General features: G+C 61.6%; 15 protein-coding genes. 2 read left to right on the forward strand and 13 right to left on the reverse strand.

Going from position 1 to position 17,218, the window contains the following annotated elements:
* The first annotated feature begins 78 nt into the window (after positions 1-78).
* The gene (locus H351_RS25955) at positions 79-915 is read left to right on the forward strand and encodes a universal stress protein (RefSeq protein ID WP_029254651.1); all 837 of its coding nucleotides are present in this window, start codon (positions 79-81) and stop codon (positions 913-915) included.
* Between the two features lie 17 nt (positions 916-932).
* Here H351_RS25955 and H351_RS25960 read toward each other — a convergent pair whose 3' ends face one another.
* The 4 genes from H351_RS25960 to H351_RS32620 all read right to left on the reverse strand — a co-directional run bounded on the left by H351_RS25960 (position 933) and on the right by H351_RS32620 (position 4,466).
* Positions 933-1,406 (reverse strand): NUDIX domain-containing protein, encoded by a 474-nt coding sequence (locus H351_RS25960; protein ID WP_020906507.1) that lies wholly within the window; start codon positions 1,404-1,406, stop codon positions 933-935.
* Between the two features lie 79 nt (positions 1,407-1,485).
* The gene (gene katG / locus H351_RS25965; RefSeq protein WP_029254650.1) at positions 1,486-3,708 is read right to left on the reverse strand and encodes a catalase/peroxidase HPI; all 2,223 of its coding nucleotides are present in this window, start codon (positions 3,706-3,708) and stop codon (positions 1,486-1,488) included.
* Between the two features lie 36 nt (positions 3,709-3,744).
* Positions 3,745-4,188 (reverse strand): Fur family transcriptional regulator, encoded by a 444-nt coding sequence (locus H351_RS25970; RefSeq protein ID WP_029254649.1) that lies wholly within the window; start codon positions 4,186-4,188, stop codon positions 3,745-3,747.
* Between the two features lie 116 nt (positions 4,189-4,304).
* Complete coding sequence (locus tag H351_RS32620; protein ID WP_225989345.1) at positions 4,305-4,466, reverse strand: hypothetical protein; 162 nt, start codon at positions 4,464-4,466, stop codon at positions 4,305-4,307.
* A gap of 244 nt (positions 4,467-4,710) precedes the next feature.
* Here H351_RS32620 and H351_RS25980 point away from each other — a divergent pair, with 244 nt between their 5' ends.
* On the forward strand, positions 4,711-5,019 hold the full coding sequence (locus H351_RS25980; RefSeq protein ID WP_024487387.1) for an amphi-Trp domain-containing protein: 309 nt from the start codon (positions 4,711-4,713) through the stop codon (positions 5,017-5,019).
* A gap of 27 nt (positions 5,020-5,046) precedes the next feature.
* Here H351_RS25980 and H351_RS25985 read toward each other — a convergent pair whose 3' ends face one another.
* From H351_RS25985 to H351_RS26025, 9 genes are all read right to left on the reverse strand, one after another.
* Positions 5,047-7,344: a serine/threonine-protein kinase gene (locus tag H351_RS25985; RefSeq protein WP_029254648.1), complete on the reverse strand. Its 2,298-nt coding sequence runs from the start codon at positions 7,342-7,344 to the stop codon at positions 5,047-5,049.
* Positions 7,345-7,428: 84 nt separating this feature from the next.
* On the reverse strand, positions 7,429-8,844 hold the full coding sequence (locus H351_RS25990) for an FAD-dependent oxidoreductase (RefSeq protein ID WP_029254647.1): 1,416 nt from the start codon (positions 8,842-8,844) through the stop codon (positions 7,429-7,431).
* 61 nt (positions 8,845-8,905) lie between these two features.
* Entirely contained in the window at positions 8,906-9,685 is a 780-nt protein-coding gene (gene nagB, locus H351_RS25995; protein ID WP_029254646.1) for a glucosamine-6-phosphate deaminase, read from the reverse strand.
* Positions 9,686-10,603, reverse strand: a complete 918-nt coding sequence (gene murQ / locus H351_RS26000; RefSeq protein ID WP_020968668.1) for an N-acetylmuramic acid 6-phosphate etherase — start codon at positions 10,601-10,603, stop codon at positions 9,686-9,688. It abuts the gene before it with no gap.
* A gap of 71 nt (positions 10,604-10,674) precedes the next feature.
* Positions 10,675-11,550: a MurR/RpiR family transcriptional regulator gene (locus H351_RS26005; protein ID WP_019747531.1), complete on the reverse strand. Its 876-nt coding sequence runs from the start codon at positions 11,548-11,550 to the stop codon at positions 10,675-10,677.
* Entirely contained in the window at positions 11,547-12,740 is a 1,194-nt protein-coding gene (locus H351_RS26010; RefSeq protein ID WP_020906499.1) for an anhydro-N-acetylmuramic acid kinase, read from the reverse strand. Before H351_RS26010 ends, H351_RS26005 begins: the two co-directional genes overlap by 4 nt.
* 46 nt (positions 12,741-12,786) lie before the next feature.
* Positions 12,787-14,118: an MFS transporter gene (locus H351_RS26015; RefSeq protein ID WP_029254645.1), complete on the reverse strand. Its 1,332-nt coding sequence runs from the start codon at positions 14,116-14,118 to the stop codon at positions 12,787-12,789.
* A 104-nt stretch (positions 14,119-14,222) separates the two neighbouring features.
* On the reverse strand, positions 14,223-15,203 hold the full coding sequence (locus tag H351_RS26020; protein WP_029254644.1) for a linear amide C-N hydrolase: 981 nt from the start codon (positions 15,201-15,203) through the stop codon (positions 14,223-14,225).
* A 17-nt stretch (positions 15,204-15,220) separates the two neighbouring features.
* Positions 15,221-17,128 (reverse strand): alkyl/aryl-sulfatase, encoded by a 1,908-nt coding sequence (locus H351_RS26025; RefSeq protein WP_029254643.1) that lies wholly within the window; start codon positions 17,126-17,128, stop codon positions 15,221-15,223.
* Between the last annotated feature and the right edge of the window lie 90 nt (positions 17,129-17,218).

Raw genomic sequence — 17,218 nt, forward strand, 5'->3', positions numbered from 1 at the left:
GATTGCTGTTCGGCACTGTCCTGCAAGCCAGTTCGCATTCAGCAGAACCTTCGACAGACATAACGCGAGGAGCTCGGAATGACCTCCCAACTTTCGACTGACGTCTTCACCTCGGAGTGGTCCGCAGACGGAGCGGTCGTCGTGTGCATCGATGGATCCCCGCTGCGCACCGACGTGATCACGTGGGCGGCCGAGTTCGCGCATCGCCACAGTCTCTGGATGCGAATAGTTTTCGTAGCTCCGAATACTGGCGATCCGAATACCTCGGCATCACCGACCGGCCTGTTCATGGAAGCCATTCAGATCGCAGAGTCGGTGTCGCCAGATCTTCGGATCCGGACCGATCTGATCTCCGGGGAGAACACCGCAATCCTCACCGCGTTGACGTCCGAGGCTGCCTTGATCGTCAACCCGTTGATCGTCACACCACAGGACGATCTCACTGCACCCGCCCCGGCATGTTCATTCGCAACAGTCGGAACTTCGTGTGAAAGCCAGGCTACGGCTGATCTTCCCGTTGTCGTCGGTTTGGACGGAAGCGCCTACAGCGAAAGCGCTTTGGCCATTGCATTCAAGGAAGCCGAGGCGGCGAGCACCGAACTGGTCGTCGTGCACGCCGCCCCGCCCGAGGCCGAGCTGAGTCGAAACTTCGCAGCCGGGCACGCGCCCCAGCATTCGACGCCGCTGACGTGGCAACTGTCAGGTTGGGCCACGCTCTACCCCGGCGTCACCATCCGACAGATCGAGTACGACGGCCCCTCGGTTGCCATTCTGGAACAACTCTCCACCGAGGCACGGCTTCTCGTCGTGGGCCGGCGCGGCCGAGGTTCGTTCGACGACACCGCTCTCGGCACCACGAGCAGTGCAATGATTCGAAAAGCTCACTGCCCGGTCATCGTTGCGAGCGAAGCCTGAATTGGATCCTCGCTCGGTCAGAACCCGTAACTGTGGATGGGTGCGAGCTGACCGGCGTGGTGGGCTTCGATCACGAAACGCTCGTGGTCGACCAACTTCTCCGGGAGTTCGTCAACCGGCCACCACCGCAGATCTGCAGATTTCAACGGCTCCATCCGGCGTGGTTCACCCGACCACGTGCGGCATTCGTAGAAGAAGTCCACTCGATGATCCACCGGGTCGACCCCTTCCGCATGTCGGCGATGCAACACGGTGAGTGGCTTCAGTTCCGAGGAAAGCAGCTCCACGCCAAGTTCTTCCGCGGCCTCCCTGACAGCCGCATCGAGTGCCGACTCCCCCAGTTCGACGTGTCCCGCAGCAGCGTGAGCCCAGTATCCGTCCATGAAACCGGTGCCCTCACGCAACTGCAACAGCACCTCCGGCCGTTGCGCCGGGTTGCTTCGACGAAACATCACGTACACCGCTGGTACCAGCGCAAATTGATCGGCCACATGACCACGCTATCGTGCGGGAAACGGCGGCGCCCCGCGAGAACAAAGCTCGCGGGGCGCCGTCGGCTAATCTGCTGAATCAGTTGACGTCGAACCTGTCGAGGTCCATCACCTTGGTCCAGGCGGCAGCGAAGTCCTCGGCGAACTTCTGCTTCGCGTCTTCGCTGGCGTACACCTCGGAGAGTGCGCGCAGTTGCGAATTCGATCCGAAAACAAGGTCGACCGCAGTTGCCGTGTACTTCGGATCTCCAGTCGCCCGATCAACCCCGTCGTAGACGTTCTCTTCCGTCTTCGACGGCTTCCACTCGGTACCCATGTCGAGAAGGTTGACGAAGAAATCGTTGGTCAACGTCTCGGGACGGTCGGTGAACACCCCGTGGCCGGTCTTGCCGAAGTTCGCGTTCAGCGCGCGAAGTCCGCCGACCAGAACTGTCACCTCGGGCGGGGTCAGCGACAGCATGTACGCGCGGTCGACCAACAGAATCTCTGCCGGAATCTTCTCCCCTCCCTTGAGGTAGTTCCGGAATCCGTCGGCCCGGGGTTCGAGTACCTCGAACGAGTCGACGTCTGTCTGCTCCTGAGTTGCATCCGTACGTCCCGGCGTGAACGAGACCGTGATGTCTTGTCCGGCGTTCTTCGCGGCCTGCTCGACTGCCGCTGTACCACCCAGAACGATCAGGTCGGCAAGTGAAACCTTGGCTCCACCAGCCTGGTTGAATTCCTGCTGAACTCGCTCGATGGTCTGAAGCACCGCGGAGAGGGCTGCGGGCTCGTTGACTTCCCAGTTCTTCTGCGGCTCCAGGCGAATTCGAGCACCGTTGGCGCCGCCGCGCATGTCGGTGCTGCGGAAGCTCGCAGCCGACGCCCACGCGGTCGACACCAACTGTGAGACGGACAGCCCGGAATCGAGAAGTCGACTCTTGAGGATCGCGATGTCCTCGTCCCCGATCAGTTGATCATCGGCCAAGGGAACCGGGTCCTGCCACAACTGCGGTTCGGGAACCCACGGTCCCAGGTAACGCGTGACCGGTCCCATGTCGCGATGCAGGAGCTTGTACCAAGCCTTGGCGAACTCTTCAGCGAATTCTTCGGGATGATCGAGCCAACGCCGTGTGATTTTCTCGTACGTCGGATCCAGGCGTAGGGAGAGGTCGGTGGTCAGCATCGTCGGAGTACGTCCGGCCGTCGAATCGAACGGATCCGGGATCGTGCCGGCCCCCGCGCCATCCTTCGGGATCCACTGCCACGCACCCGCCGGGCTCTTGGTCAGCTCCCAGTCGTATCCGTACAGAATCTCCAGGAAAGTGTTGTCCCACTTCGTCGGAGTGGGAGTCCACACGACCTCGAGACCACTGGTGATCGCGTCCTTACCCACGCCCGTACCGAAGGCGCTCTTCCAGCCCAGTCCCTGTTGCTCGACGGGTGCGCCTTCCGGTTCGGGTCCGACGAGGTCGGCCGGACCGGCACCGTGTGTCTTGCCGAAGGTGTGGCCGCCGGCGATCAGCGCGGCCGTTTCCACGTCGTTCATCGCCATGCGAGCGAAGGTTTCTCGGATGTCGCGGGCGGCCGCTACCGGGTCCGGTTGTCCGTTGGGTCCTTCGGGATTGACGTAGATCAGGCCCATCTGAACTGCGCCGAGCGGTCCGGACAGCTCACGGTCTCCGCTGTAGCGCTCGTCGCCGAGCCAGGTGTCCTCAGGACCCCAGTAGATCTCCTCGGGCTCCCAGATGTCTTCTCGGCCGAAGCCGAAGCCGAAGGTCTTGAACCCCATCGACTCCAGAGCGCAGTTGCCTGCGAACACCAGCAGGTCGGCCCAGGAAACCTGCTTTCCATACTTCTGCTTGACCGGCCAGAGCAGGCGACGTGCCTTGTCGAGGCTGGCGTTGTCCGGCCAACTGTTGAGCGGGGCGAAACGCTGAGCGCCCTGACCGCCACCGCCGCGGCCGTCTGCGATGCGATAGGTGCCGGCAGCATGCCAGCTCATACGCACGAAGAGTCCGCCGTAGTGTCCGTAGTCGGCCGGCCACCAATCCTGCGACGCCGTCATCAGCGCGATGACGTCGCGCTTGAGCGCCTCGACATCGAGTTTGGCGAATTCCTGGGCGTAGTCGAAGTCGGCACCCATGGGATTCGACTTCGACGAATGTGAATGCAAGACAGAGAGATCCGGCTGATTCGGCCACCAGTCCCGGTTGGTTCTCGGACGATTCCCGGTCGGTGTCGGAGACGGGATCGCGGGGTTTTCACTTTCGCTGGTGCTCGCGGTGTTTCCATCGTGAGCAACCGGGCAACTATCGGACACGGTAATCCCTCCATGAGCGAGTAGAACGGACTTCGATCACGGGTGTGATCGCAAACTCTGAGTTGTCGAACAGTCGGCACACAGGCCCCAGTAGATGACCTCGGCTTCATCGAGGATGAAGCCGTTGTGCGCTGACGGCGTCAAGCACGGTGCCTCTCCGACTGCACAGTCGACATCTGCAACGACCCCACAGGACCGGCAGACGACGTGATGGTGGTTGTCACCGACGCGAGACTCGTACAGCGCCACCGATCCGGACGGTTGGATCCGCCTGATCAGCCCGGCGTCGGTGAGAGCGTGCAACACGTCGTAGACCGCCTGCCGCGACACCCCCGGCAGAACAGCCCGCACAGCATCGAAGACAGTCTCGGTGGCTGCGTGTGGGCGTGCATGCACAACCTCGAGCACCGTGACCCTGGGACGAGTCACGCGAAGCTCAGCGTTACGCAGTTGGGCTGCATAATCCGGCGTCGAAGGCACCTTTCCACTATTGCGCAATCTTCTGGACTGAACCCAGACTTTCGCGAAAATCCTCGCCTACGCGGATTTGCCGACCGATTCGTCAGCGCTCCGAACAGGACGAACGGGCCCGGGAATCATGGGAGATGAACTGGGGGTAGGTCTTGTTGCGCCAGTCGCAGTTCAGCGGCGGCGATGACGCCGGGGAAGTAGTAGTGCCCCTCCGGCGACTGAACAAGAGATGCAGCGTCGATACCGTCGACTTCCCATACGTCAACCGCGCCGCCGGTGTTGTTCATTCTGACAAACCAGTCCCGTTCGCCCTCGTCGCTGGCGAGGAAGCATCCCTCCTGCTCTGCTCGTAGACTTCCTGCGATTCCGCGAGCCGAGCCCATTCGGCGCCAGTCCAATCCATACCGCTGGATCGACGCACGGTTCAAGGCGGAGGTGACGTGGTAGCGGGTCGACATCGTCCAAAGGTAACAATCTTCCGTTTGTTCCAACTACGGTGAAGGGGAGAATCCGCCGAGGTCAGGAGTGATCGTGCCCAAATTGGAGATCAAGAGGAAGTCACAACTCTCACGGCAGGAAGTCGCCGACCGACTCATCGCCCTCGGCCAGGCCCTCGCCAGTGGATCGGAAGTGGAACTGGGGTCGGGTGGGGACTCGATCGAAATCAGTGTTCCGGAACAGGTTCGGTGGGAACTCGAGATCGAAGTCGACGGCAACGAGGTCGAGATAGAAATCGAGATTCACTGGCGCGACGACCCTCAGGAAGAATCAGAAGAGAAGTCTCCGCCGCCCACCAAAGCAGTTCGTCGCAGCCGACCGCGCAAGAGCACTGCCAAATAGGCCAACCCGGGTGCGGTTGTCAGGCAATTACGGAGACGCCGACACCTCGAGAGACACAACGCGCAGCAGTGCTCGGAGATCACTTTCGATCCGTCGAAACAGTTGATACACAACGATGAAGCCCGCGATCCCGCCCAGACACAGCGCACGGACGGTTGCGTTGAGTTCCTCCCCGGCCCCGGAACCGACAAAACTGAGTCCCGCGATTCCCACCAGTGGAACCGACGCCGCGACTGCGAGGTAACGCGTGCTGCTCCGACCCAACGAGCGAATATCGCGTCCGTCGTCGCTTCGTAACTCGCCGTGTGACAACAAGATCGGATACAGACATCGAACCGAGTAGTACGTCAGGATGAAGAACGGATACGCGACTGCGACGGCGCCGCACACTGCCAGCGACGACATCAGGTGCACGTATGCTCGTTGCGGAATACCTCCGGCGGCAATCTGCAACGCAACTGGATATGCGATACCGGCCAGGACCCACAGACCGAATGCGATCACCACCGCGCGGTGTCCGACGTTCAGCGTCGCGGTACGGGCTTTGTTCAAGACCTCCGCGCTGTACGTCTGACCGTGACGCAGTCCGTGAGGCACAGTGAGCGCAAGCCGGCACCAATACAGGATCGCCGCGGCACCGAGTGAGAACGCGGCCACCCCGATGACCAGATGAACCTGCTCGAGGTGCTGCTGAGCCTGGGGCGAGAGTCCCGAAATGATCAGCATCTTGTTGTAGTAGTAGTTGTAGCCCGCCGCCAGGAGATTCGGAATTCCGATCGCGGCCAGAAGAATCGGCAGTGCCCACTTCCACAACGTCGAACGCGGGCTCCCTTCCGGTGGGTCCACCAGGTTCCGGGCAGACCGGTCCAGACACAGTGCGAACTGACGGGCAAGCTTTCGTCCGCCAGACCACCTTCCGTCTCTCTCGGGCGAAAGAGACTTCACCAGTACTCGGCGCAGCGCCGGCGGGCAGTCGTCCGGTAACCGGGCCTCGGCCGCGGGATCCACCCCACGCCGACGTGCCTCGAGCGCCTTCTTGGGCGACGGTGGGTTCTCCCCCGTGCCGTCGTCCGTGAAAGGCCTACTCCCGGTGAGGAGTTCCCACAGCATCACACCGAGTGCATAGATGTCGCTACGGGTGTCGAGTGTGCCGGGAGACCCCACGGCACAGGCCTCCAACTGCTCTGGAGACATGTAGGCGAGCGAGCCTCCGACAAAACAGGCAGCGTCCTCGGTCGAGACCTCCTCGCTCGAACTGACGTTGAAGTCAGCGAGTTTGGGAATGCCTTCGACACTGAGAAGTACGTTCGCCGGCTTGATGTCCCGATGTAGTACGCCGTGCTCACGCGCGTACTCGAGGGCGTCGGCCAGTCTCATTCCCATCCAGGCCACGGTCTCCGGCCACGACATCGCTGCGATCTCGTTCCGTAAACTCGTCTCGCTCGGTTTCATCTCCCCCTTTTTCGCCAGGGTCTGATCGATGGCGTCGAGAAGTAGTTGTCCGGACCGCTGAGCCTGCGGTGTCACGCGGACAAGTTTGACCACGTCGAGCAAGGTCCCGCCTGGCACGTATTCCATGAACAGAACTCGCAGTGCGCGTTCCTCGAGCAGCCGTTGATCGAAGACGCGAACGATGTTGGGATGGTCGAGTTGGGCGAGAGTCTGCGGCTCGACTCCGACGTTGCGCGAGATTTTCAACGCAACCCACCGCTGCATCGACAGTTGCCGTGCCAGGAACACTCGGGCGAATGCACCGTGCCCGAGTTCCAACACCAGTTCGAAATCATCGAGGCGCTGCCCGATCTCGAACTCGTCGAAACCCGAGAGCCCCAACATCATCACGTCTTCGCGGCCGGCCATCGAATCACGGTCGAACAACCGCTCGAAACCCTCTGCCTGCAAAGGGAACTCGCTGAGGTACTCGGCCGCTACGACGTCCTCCCCGCCCTGCTTCCGCAGCCGGAACTCCTCGTACAGAAGCTCGGCCGGTAGTGGCTCTTCGAGCAATTCCGGGTACTCGGCGCAATACTCCGTGAGTCGTTTCGGACCGTCATTCTTCAGCCAGCGGTACTCCATGTCGATTCCGACCAGTTCGATCAGCGCGCCCCGACGAATCTTGGCTGGATCGGGCAGATATTCACTCAGGTCGGACGGGGTTCGTCCCGCCTCCCAGTCCCCGACCAGGCGCCCGAGACCGTCGGCATCGTTCGATTCGCCGCGTACTACCGGCAGTGCGGACAGGCGCAACTCGGTGACGGTGCCCCGTTCGGTCAGGGGCCCGCTCGCGACTGTCGCGTCACTGGCCTGCGCACCACGTTCATTCATGAGTTCTGCTCCGCACCTCGAGCACGATGAATCGAGGCGACTCATTTCAGCGTAACCCCGGCGGTACCTCTGACCCCAGCGAATCTATTCGGCGTGAACTGCCGACTTCGTGCCGATACGAACGAGTTCTTCGCGGTCACCGATCTTGACGCGTGGACGTCCGTGCTCGACACCGAGGTCCTTCTCGGCGGCATCGATACGAAGCCATCCTTCCCAATCGACGGGAAACAGATCGCCGGCCGCGAGGACCTCCTCGATCCGGTTGCGATCTACCCGACGCCCGCCGAACGAATCAAGTTGGCGCAGCATCGTTTCGACTGTTTGGCGAGCGTCTGGCCGCGCCGCACCGATCAGCCCCGCGGCACCGCGCTTCATCCAACCGGTCACGAACAAGCCCGCGATCGGTAGACCGCTCTCGTCGACCACCGCGCCGCTCCGGTGCGAAACTATGCCGCGCCCGTGATCGAAGGGCACCCCGGCAAGTGGCGTGCCGAGAAATCCGATTGCCCGGTACACAGCTTGAACCGGATAGTCGGTACAGACACCCGAAGCGGTGACGTGACCGTAGCCGTCGGGGTCAGTCCGCTCGACGCGGAGTGCCTCGACTTTCCCGTTACCGAGAATCTCCACGGGCTTTCGGTAGAAGTGCAGGTGAACTCGACGCTGGGCAGTTCGGTCGGCAGGTGCAGTGTCCGCGAAACCACGGAGTGTCTCGACTGCCAGTCGGGTGTGCACCAACTGTTTTGTCATCCGCTCGATATGCCGGTCCGGCGCGACATCGGCAGCATCGACGACAACATCTACGCCGGGTAGTTCACCGAGAGCGCGCAACTCGTTCGGGGAGAAGCGAGCGTCGGCGGGTCCGCGCCGGACAAAGATGTGTACCTCACGAACGCGACTGCCGGCGATCCCTTCCCGAACTTCGTCGGAGACGTCCGTGGCCTGCAGCGATTGCGCCTCTACGAGGAGCATCCGCGTGACATCGAGCGCGACATTGCCGCCGCCGATCACTGCCACCGACTCGGCGTGCAAGGGCCAATGTTGGGGGGCGTCGGGGTGATCGTTGTACCAACCGACAAAATCGGCGGCCCCGAATGAACCGGGAAGCTCGACGCCTGGAATGTCGAGTAGTGCATCCCGCGGCGCACCGGTTGCAATGATCACCGCGTCGTAGGAAGAACGTAGGTCCTCGACGGAAAGGTCCTTTCCGATCTCTACGTTGCAGAACAGCCGGAAGTCACTGGCGACCAGCACGGTGTGCAGAGAAGCGACGAACTTTTCGGACTCGGCGTGCCCTGGGGCGAGACCGTAGCGCACGAGTCCGTACGGCGTCGGTAGACGCTCGAACATGTCTATCTTGGTGCCAGGAGCCAGTTCAGCGAGAGCGCCGGCAGCGTGGATTCCCGCCGGCCCCGCTCCGACGATCGCGACCCTGAGCGGTGGTGAGAAAATCCGGGGCGCCGCCGGCGGGGATACCGCTGAACCTCTAGCGTTGATCATGCCCCGAGACTAGGACCTCAACTGCGCTGGAGATCAAGTCCGCTTTTCAGTAACCCGCTTTTCAGTAACCCTGCTCGGCCGGCTTGTGCTCGGTTGTGTAGCGGTAGAAGTCCGCTAGTTGGAGTTCACCGGCCGCTGCCTCGTCGACGACGACTGTCACGTGCGGATGCAACTGAAGTACCGATGCCGGGCAGAACGCCGACACCGGACCTTCAATCGCAGCCCGGACCGCGGGGGCTTTGCGCGCCCCCTCCGCAATCAGCACAAGATGCTTTGCATCACTGATGGTTCCGAGACCCTGCGTGATCACGTGATGCGGCACATCGGCTGGGTCTGCGAAGAACCGCGCGTTGTCGGCGCGGGTCCTCTCGGTCAAGGTCTTCACTCGGGTACGCGATGTGAGTGAGGAGGACGGCTCGTTGAAGCCGATGTGCCCGTTGAGACCGATGCCGAGAATCTGCACGTCGATGGGACCGTTGTCGACGATGGCAGCGTCGTAACGCCGTGCAGCTTCACTGGGATCCGCGGCTCCCCCATCGGGGCTGAACACTCGCGCATTGTCGATGTCGAGGTGATCGACGAGTTCCGTGCGGATGGTGTGCGCGTAGGACTGCGGCTGATCGGGCGTGAGACCTACGTACTCGTCGAGAAGATACGCGCTCATCGCCGCGAACGACACTCCCGATTCTCGATGCCGCTTGATCAGCTCCCGATACGTGTGCAGCGGTGACGATCCCGTCGCGAGGCCGAGCGTCCGCGCTCCTTTTTCGATTGCGCCGCAAACGATGTCGGCAGCGATTCGCCCGCCGTCTTCCGGACTGGGAACTATGACGATTTCCATTCAGGCTTCCTCTCTGCTCTTGCCGGCTCCGACGATGGCCTCGCGTACGGAACCCGAAGCGCGATCCAACAATTCGGTTGCTTCGGCGAAGTCGCATTCGGCCAACAACATGACGACCGCTGCCTTCACATGACCGTCGGCATTCTCGATGGTCTCCGAAGCGATCTCGGTATCCACTCCGGTGGCTGCCGCGACGATCCGGTTTGCACGATCGACCAGTTTGGCGTTGGTAGGCCGAAGGTCGACCATCAGGTTGTGAAACGCCTTGCCGGAACGGACCATGCTTGCCGTCGAAAGCATGTTGCACACCATCTTCTGTGCAGTCCCGGCCTTGAGCCTCGTCGATCCGGTGAGGATCTCGGGGCCGGTCTCCACTTCGATGGCCACTCCGGCGTGCGAACTCATTGCCGCATTTCGGTTGCACGAGACCGCCACTGTTGCGGCGCCGAGTGCGCGGGCATGGTCGAGTCCCCCGATGACATAGGGAGTACGACCACTCGCCGCCAGACCCACCACGACGTCCGTGGCGTTCAACGAGATTGCGTCGAGGTCGGCCCCAGCCGCTCGCGGATCGTCCTCTGCTCCCTCGACGGCGTTCAGAAACGCTCCCGGGCCACCGGCGATGATTCCGATCACCTCGCCTGGATCGGTCCCGAAAGTCGGAGGGCATTCCACCGCGTCGAGCACTCCCAGACGCCCACTGGTCCCAGCTCCCAGGTAGATCAGCCGACCACCTTGTGCCCGAGCGGTGACGATCGAATCGACTGCGGCTTCGATGGCCGGTAACACCGCCGCGACCGCGTCGGCCACGATTGCGTCCTGCTGGTTCATCACCGTCAGCAGATCCGACACCGACATGACGTCGAGATCGCGGGTGAGAGGGTTCGGTCTCTCGGTAGACAGCATGTCCAATTGCATTGTGGCGAGTCCTCCTCGATCAAATTTCACTACGACGACTCCTCGTCAGTAATCACAGCGACGACTCCTCGTCAGTGACGCTTCGAAGCAATGGCATCATGACTTCGTTGCAGCGCAGACAGGGCGCTCGGCAGCGAGTGCGCGACCATCGCAAAAATTGTGTCGACTACCAACAGCTGGCCGGTGCGGCTTGCCATTGCTGCCGACCGGAAACCGAATTCTCTACCGGCAGTGAGTAGAACGTGGTGTGACTGCACAGCGAGCGTCGACCGCGCCCCGCCGGTGATCGCGGCCGTCGACGCCCCGGTACGACGGGCAAGGGCAAGCGGTTCGACCACATCAGAAGTCTCGCCGGAATGCGAGATTCCCACTGCTATGTCGTCCGGTCCGAGCAAACTGGCGCTGACCATCGCCGCGTCTCGGTCGAGATGAACCCGGCAGTTGACGTCGATACGCGAGAGCTTCAACGTGAGGTCTTGCGCGACGATGCCTGACGCGCCGATGCCGTACACCTCGACCCGGCGGGCGGATCGGATCCGCGACACCACTGCTTCGAGTGCAACAGGGTCAGTCAATTGTGCTGTGCCCTTGAGTTGTTCGGATTCGAACTCGGCGAGTTTGGCCATGACTTCACTGGCAGAGTCGGCGGCAACGATGTCCACACCGAGTGGAATCGAATCACTTGACGCGGAACCGCTGATGGCCGCCAATGCCAGACGAAGCTGGGGATACCCCTCGAAGCCGAGCCTTTTGGCTGTGCGGACCACTGTCGCCGTGCTTGTCGACGCTCGTTCGGCAAGATCGTTGACCGTCAGTGTGGACGCCAGGCTGGGGTCGGCTTCGATGATTTCGGCGATCCGCAGCTCGGCAGGTGAGAGGCTGCTCAGTGATGCGCGAATACGAGCAAGCAGGTCGACGGACGCCGGAGCACTCCGGTCCAAAGTCATAACGCCTCGATTCGCATCGTTTTCGGAGCTGACGGCACCGATGTGATTCTAGGCAGCCCACGGCTTCCTGGCGTCAAAGATCCGAGCACACTGGCGTGACGCGCACCGGTGCACGACGCAATACTGCCGGGCAATCCGTGTGCGGTGAGGAAGCCGAGAACCGCGAAAGCCAATGCTTCCTTGATGTCGGAGGTGACTCCGAGTTCGTCCGAAGAGACAAGCGCGATGTCGCCCAGTTCGTCACGGAGCATCGCCATCAACGTCGGATTCTTGGTGCCACCACCTGACACCACCACTTCGGTGGCCGCGAGTGCTTTGACGGAATCGGCGACGGTCCGGGCCGTAAGTGCAGTCAGAGTCGCGACGATGTCTGCCAGAGACAACGACTCGTAGCCCCGCAGAGCGGCGAGCAGATAGTCCCGATGAAACAATTCTTTGCCCGTGCTCTTGGGAGCGGGCTGCGTGTAATACGGTTCGCTCAGTAGATGTGCGAGCAGATCGACGTTCGGCGTGCCGGCTGCACCCAGCGCGCCACCGAGGTCGAACCACTGCTCCCCCGCAGTGAATTCGCTTACCGCCGCGTCGATCAGCGCATTTGCCGGGCCGGTGTCGAAGGCAATCGGTACTGCGGGACCATCTGCCGTCGTACCGCCGCCACCCGGAGCAGTGACGTTCGCGATGCCACCGAGATTGAGCGCGACGGAACCCGAAGTTCTTCCGTTGAGCCACAATACGTCGAACGCGCTGACCAATGGTGCACCCTGTCCACCCGTCGCCACGTCGCGAGAGCGCAGGTCCGACACGACGGTGCATCCGGTCTTCTCGGCTATCCAGGCCGGCTGCCCGAGTTGGAGAGTGCCCTTTACTTGCGCTCCTTCGACCCAGTGGAACATCGTCTGCCCATGTGAGGAGATCAATTCCGCACTGCCGCCACACAGTTCCGCGTTCGCCCGCGCAGCCACGGCCGCGAATGCCTGCCCGATCTCGGTGTCGAGTTGGCAGATCTGACCGACAGTGGTGGACGCAGGCGGTACCGCAGCGGCCACCGCTGCCCGCAACTCACCGGAATATGGTTCGCTGACCATCCCCAGTGGGGTCAGCACAAGAGTGTCCCCGTCGATCCGGATATCTGCTGCGGCAGCATCGATAGCGTCGTACGAAGTACCGGACATCAGGCCGATGACTCTCATGAAATTTCCCTTACTCGGATCGTTTCGGCATTCGGGCAAGCTGCGGTCAGTCGACGAGTGCCCGCTTGTGGGCATTTCCTCGCAAGGTACTCAAAGCGATCGCGCTGACGGCGCACGTTGCCATCACGAAGTAGGCCGGAATATCGAGATTGGAAGTTTCCTTGATCAGCCATGTGATTATCAGACCGGCGCAGCCCGAAAAGACCGCGTTGGACAGGGAGTATGCGAGTCCTAATCCGGTGTACCGGACCGAGGTGGGGAACATCTCGGAGAGCATGGCGGGTCCGGGTCCGGCGACAAGTCCCACTGCGGCGCCGGCGGCAAACACTGCAAATCCCTTGGCGGTCAGAGACGTCTGCTCATTCTGCAGGACGTTGAGCAGCGGCAACGCAAGGACCAAGATCAAAACGGTGCCGGTGAGCATGACCGCGCGTCTCCCGATGCGATCACTGAGCCCGCCCGCAAGCGGAATCGTCACCGCGAAGCCGGCATTGGCAAGTACCGAAGCAACCAGTGCCTGATGGAATGTCGCGTTGAGTGAACTCTGAAGATAAGTCGGCATCACGACGAGGAACGTGTAACCTGCCGCAGACCAGCCCATCAACCGACCGATGCCGAGCAGGATCGCCCTGGCGGTCTCGCCGACGGTCGGCTGCGCTACCGGCGTCGCCGCATCAACTGTCGGTTCGGACTGGACTGCGCGGGCACGCTCGAACGACGGCGTTTCTTCGAGTCGGAGCCTGAGCCACAGGGCAACCAGGCCCATCGGAAGTGCAAGGAGGAACGGGATGCGCCAGCCCCAGTCGTTGAGCTGACCGGAGTCGAGAACTGTCGCGAGGAGCGCCGCGATTCCGGCACCGGCGAGCAATCCGAGCGCGACCGTGAACGATTGCCACGACCCGTACAGTCCGCGTCGTCCCGGGGGCGCAAACTCGGTCATCACCGACACCGCGCCGCCGAACTCGCCTCCGGCCGACAATCCCTGGAGGATCCGAAGGACCGTCAAGAGCAGCGGTGCCAGAATTCCGACGCTCTCGTAGGTGGGGAGCACACCGATCAGGGTCGTCGCACCCGACATCAGCAGAAGAACGATCACCAAGGTGGGGCGTCGGCCGATGCGGTCACCGAGTCGACCGAAGAGTGCGGCCCCCACTGGGCGGAAGAAGAAGGCCAGCGCAAACGACGCGTAGGTCTTGATCAGGCTTTCGAGGTCGCCGGAGCCGTCGGCGCTGAAGAAGTTCGACGCGATGATCGTCGCGAAGAACCCGTACACACCGAACTCGTACCACTCGATGAAATTTCCGACGGAGCCGGCGACGAGCGCCCTGCGCCGTTTGAGCTGCGCACCATCGTTCCGTGTCTGCACTGTGATGCCCATGCCGTCCTCCGTTGACGAAACCCGAATATGCAACAAAGTTTCATCTGAACGGAGTAGAAATGTCAAGAAGTTTCACAATTGGGTTTTCGTGGGTCCCCGAATCCCTACGCTCCTGCGAACGTGAATGCCTCCGCCCGTTCGAACTGGTCGGTGGAGTCCCCGGAGTAGACCGTGCTCTCGTTCGGGCCCAGCCCGAGCTTGCGGACGGGCGTCCCCTCCCCGAGATCCATCGACGCCACATCCACCCAGAACGTATTCGGGGTCATCGCAGACTCGAAGAAATAGAGCGTGCGTTTGTGATCGACCACCGTACGCCAGCGGGTCGACGAGATGTTGGGCTCGTCTGGAGTCGAAATACCCAGCGGCACCGAGACATTGCGAATGACACTGAACGTCGACGCCAACGCGGACCGCGGATCGTCCGTCTGCGGTATCGCATCCACGTAGAACGACGCGCGGGCGAATCTGTCAGCGGCACGGTTCGTTCCGGGCAGCATCACAGTCCCGTTGATCTGCTTCCAGTACTCGTTGACCGCGAGTTGCTGATCGAAGATCGGAGAATTTGTCATCACCTGGTACTCACGGCTGTGATGAATAGTCGCGCGTCCACCGACGTATTCGATGATCGCACTGTCTCCCCTAGCATCCGAGAGTGACATGTGAAGGGTAGCGAGACGGTCTTCACCGGGAACAGCAGCAGTCACGACGGTGAACGGTTCCGCTGCCAACACCTCGACTGCTTCCTGAACTGTCGCAAAACAATCCAGAACATACTGCGCCCACGCTGCGATGGACAGACCCGGAGTCGAGCCGTCGTATGCCGGGTACTCGGACTCGACCAACCACAAGAGATTTGCAGACAGTCCTGCCTCGTTGACCCCATCGGTTGTGCACATGTCGTAGGCCGTTGCGACAACACTTCCGTATTTCGACGTCCACTGAATCGAGTTCGGACCCGCGCAACCCTCGCGCGTCATGCCCCGCGGAAATGCCCAGAGATTGGTTCCGAGATCGACCTTCCAATCCATCGATCGAGCAGTGATCACAGTGTCGTTGGGCCCCAAGTAGACCAAGCGTGTACACATCGAAAACTATCCCTTCCTCACGGCGTGACGATATTGAAACTGGGATCGAAGGTATCCAGCAGCCCTCCCAATGTCTCCAGCGCCGATTCGTCTCCGGTGAGCGAAATCTTCCCGGCTTTGGCAAGTTCCGCAGCCGCGCCCGGTTGCAGAAGTGCGCCGATCAGTGCAGCTTTCGGCCCGGACACCGTCAGTTGCGTGTTCGACGCCGCTCCCCGGCGGGCATTGAGGACGCCGCGCCTGACCCAGGCCGTCCAGGTCTCGTCGTCGTGATCGGTGAACACGAAATCGATGTGGAGGTCGACGTCAGTTGCCTTGTCTCCGATGAGATGCACTGCTACGAAGTCGAACAAGATATCGATGGGCATCGCGAGGACGCTGTCTTCGCTCGCAGTGATGTACGGCGGGGGTTGCGAGCCCTCACGCAATTCCAACGCTGCCGAAAGGTAGATACCTCGCCACTGAGGTCCCTCGGCTTGATACCCCATCTGCTCGTAGACGTCAGCCTGAAGGTTCTTCGCCTCGGTGTTCTCCGGTTGAGCGAACACCAACTTGTGCAGGATCTCTGCCGCCCACCGGTAGTCCGCGGCGTCGAATGCTCGCTTACCCTCATCCAGGATCTTCTGCGCGCCAAGGAGATCGACGAACCTCTTCGCCGACTCGACCGGTGGATGTGGATGAAGCGTCACCGGATCGCCGTCCCACATTCCCAGTTCCTTGGTGTACACGGCACGCACGTCATGATGCAGAGTTCCGTGGTACCCGCGGTTGTGCCACTTGCGGCCGAGCTCCTCGGGTAGCTCGATCACCTCGGCGGCTTCGAGCGGCGTGTATCCCTTGTTCGCCAGCCGGAGCGCCTGGTCGTGAATGTATTTGTAGGTATCCCTTTGTGATTCGATGAAGCCAACGAGGTTCTCGTTGCCCCACACCGGCCAGGTGTGCGGTCCGTAGTGAACCGCCGCATCGTCGCCCCACCGTTCCAAAGTCTCGTCCAGGTATCGCGCGAAATTACGGGCATCGCGGGTACGTGCACCGCGCAGGGTCTGGATGTTGTGGAGTGAATGATTTGCGTTCTCCGCACACGTCAGTGCGGCGAGTTCGGGGATCCAGATGTGCATCTCCTCCGGAGCCTCGGTATCGGGTGCATAGAGGAATTCGAACTCCAGACCCGCAATTTCTCGCTTCGTTCCGGTTTCGGTGATGCCGTCGGTGGGGGAAATATACGAGATCTGAGGGCCTTTGGTGCTGAGCACGCCGATCCCGCACGAGACCGCCCCTTTCGGACCGAGGTCGAGCAATCCGCCGAAGGCATAGAACGACCGCCTCGCCATGGCATTGCCGGCGACAACATTCTCGCCGATTGCGAACTTGTCGAACGATGCGATCGTGCCCGGCGCGATGATCGGCACCTTTCCCGATGCAACGTCCTCGACGTCGATAATGCCTTTGACTCCGCCGTAGTGGTCGATATGGGTGTGCGTGTAGATGATCGCTGCAACCGGCTTGTCGCTGACGTGCTCGCGAATCATCTTCATGCCCTGGCGCGCTGATTCGACTCCCGCCATGCAGTCGATGATGATCAGGCCTTCGTCACCCTCGACGACCGTCAGGTTTGCGATGTCGTTGTTTCTCACCTGGTAGAGGCGATCCGTCACCTGGTAGAGCCCACCCCGGCGAATTACCTGACTCTGGCGCCACAAACTGGGATTGACGGTGTCCGGCGCCGGAACGTCGTCACCGATGTACGCCAATGCCTCGGGGTCGAAGACCACATGCCCGTCGTCGCCGAGAACATTGCCAGGCAACGGTGCGATCAAGCCACGATCCGCGTCGACAAAATCTTGCCGGTCATCCATGGCGTACCGCGTGACCGCTTCGCGATTCACCGTCACGGTGGCCGGTGTTGCGTCCTTAGGTGTCTGGCACATGGCACTCCCCGCTCGGATACGACGATCAGATACCCATAATCTCTATCCGGCGGCAGCGGCGTTGGAATCACCCGCGCAGGGTGAACTCAC

Source organism: Rhodococcus erythropolis R138, assembly GCF_000696675.2.
In the GTDB taxonomy this organism is placed as follows: domain Bacteria; phylum Actinomycetota; class Actinomycetes; order Mycobacteriales; family Mycobacteriaceae; genus Rhodococcus_F; species Rhodococcus_F erythropolis.

Bases quoted from the DNA above. Each gene is read 5' to 3' on its own strand.
- H351_RS25985 (WP_029254648.1), bottom strand. From the start codon at position 7,344: ATGAATGAACGTGGTGCGCAGGCCAGTGACGCGACAGTCGCGAGCGGG.
- H351_RS26020 (WP_029254644.1), bottom strand. From the start codon at position 15,203: ATGTGTACACGCTTGGTCTACTTGGGGCCCAACGACACTGTGATCACT.
- H351_RS26025 (WP_029254643.1), bottom strand. From the start codon at position 17,128: ATGTGCCAGACACCTAAGGACGCAACACCGGCCACCGTGACGGTGAAT.
- H351_RS25955 (WP_029254651.1), top strand. From the start codon at position 79: ATGACCTCCCAACTTTCGACTGACGTCTTCACCTCGGAGTGGTCCGCA.
- H351_RS26010 (WP_020906499.1), bottom strand. From the start codon at position 12,740: ATGAGAGTCATCGGCCTGATGTCCGGTACTTCGTACGACGCTATCGAT.
- murQ (WP_020968668.1), bottom strand. From the start codon at position 10,603: ATGCAATTGGACATGCTGTCTACCGAGAGACCGAACCCTCTCACCCGC.
- H351_RS26005 (WP_019747531.1), bottom strand. From the start codon at position 11,550: ATGACTTTGGACCGGAGTGCTCCGGCGTCCGTCGACCTGCTTGCTCGT.
- H351_RS26015 (WP_029254645.1), bottom strand. From the start codon at position 14,118: ATGGGCATCACAGTGCAGACACGGAACGATGGTGCGCAGCTCAAACGG.
- H351_RS25990 (WP_029254647.1), bottom strand. From the start codon at position 8,844: ATGATCAACGCTAGAGGTTCAGCGGTATCCCCGCCGGCGGCGCCCCGG.
- H351_RS32620 (WP_225989345.1), bottom strand. From the start codon at position 4,466: ATGAACAACACCGGCGGCGCGGTTGACGTATGGGAAGTCGACGGTATC.
- nagB (WP_029254646.1), bottom strand. From the start codon at position 9,685: ATGGAAATCGTCATAGTTCCCAGTCCGGAAGACGGCGGGCGAATCGCT.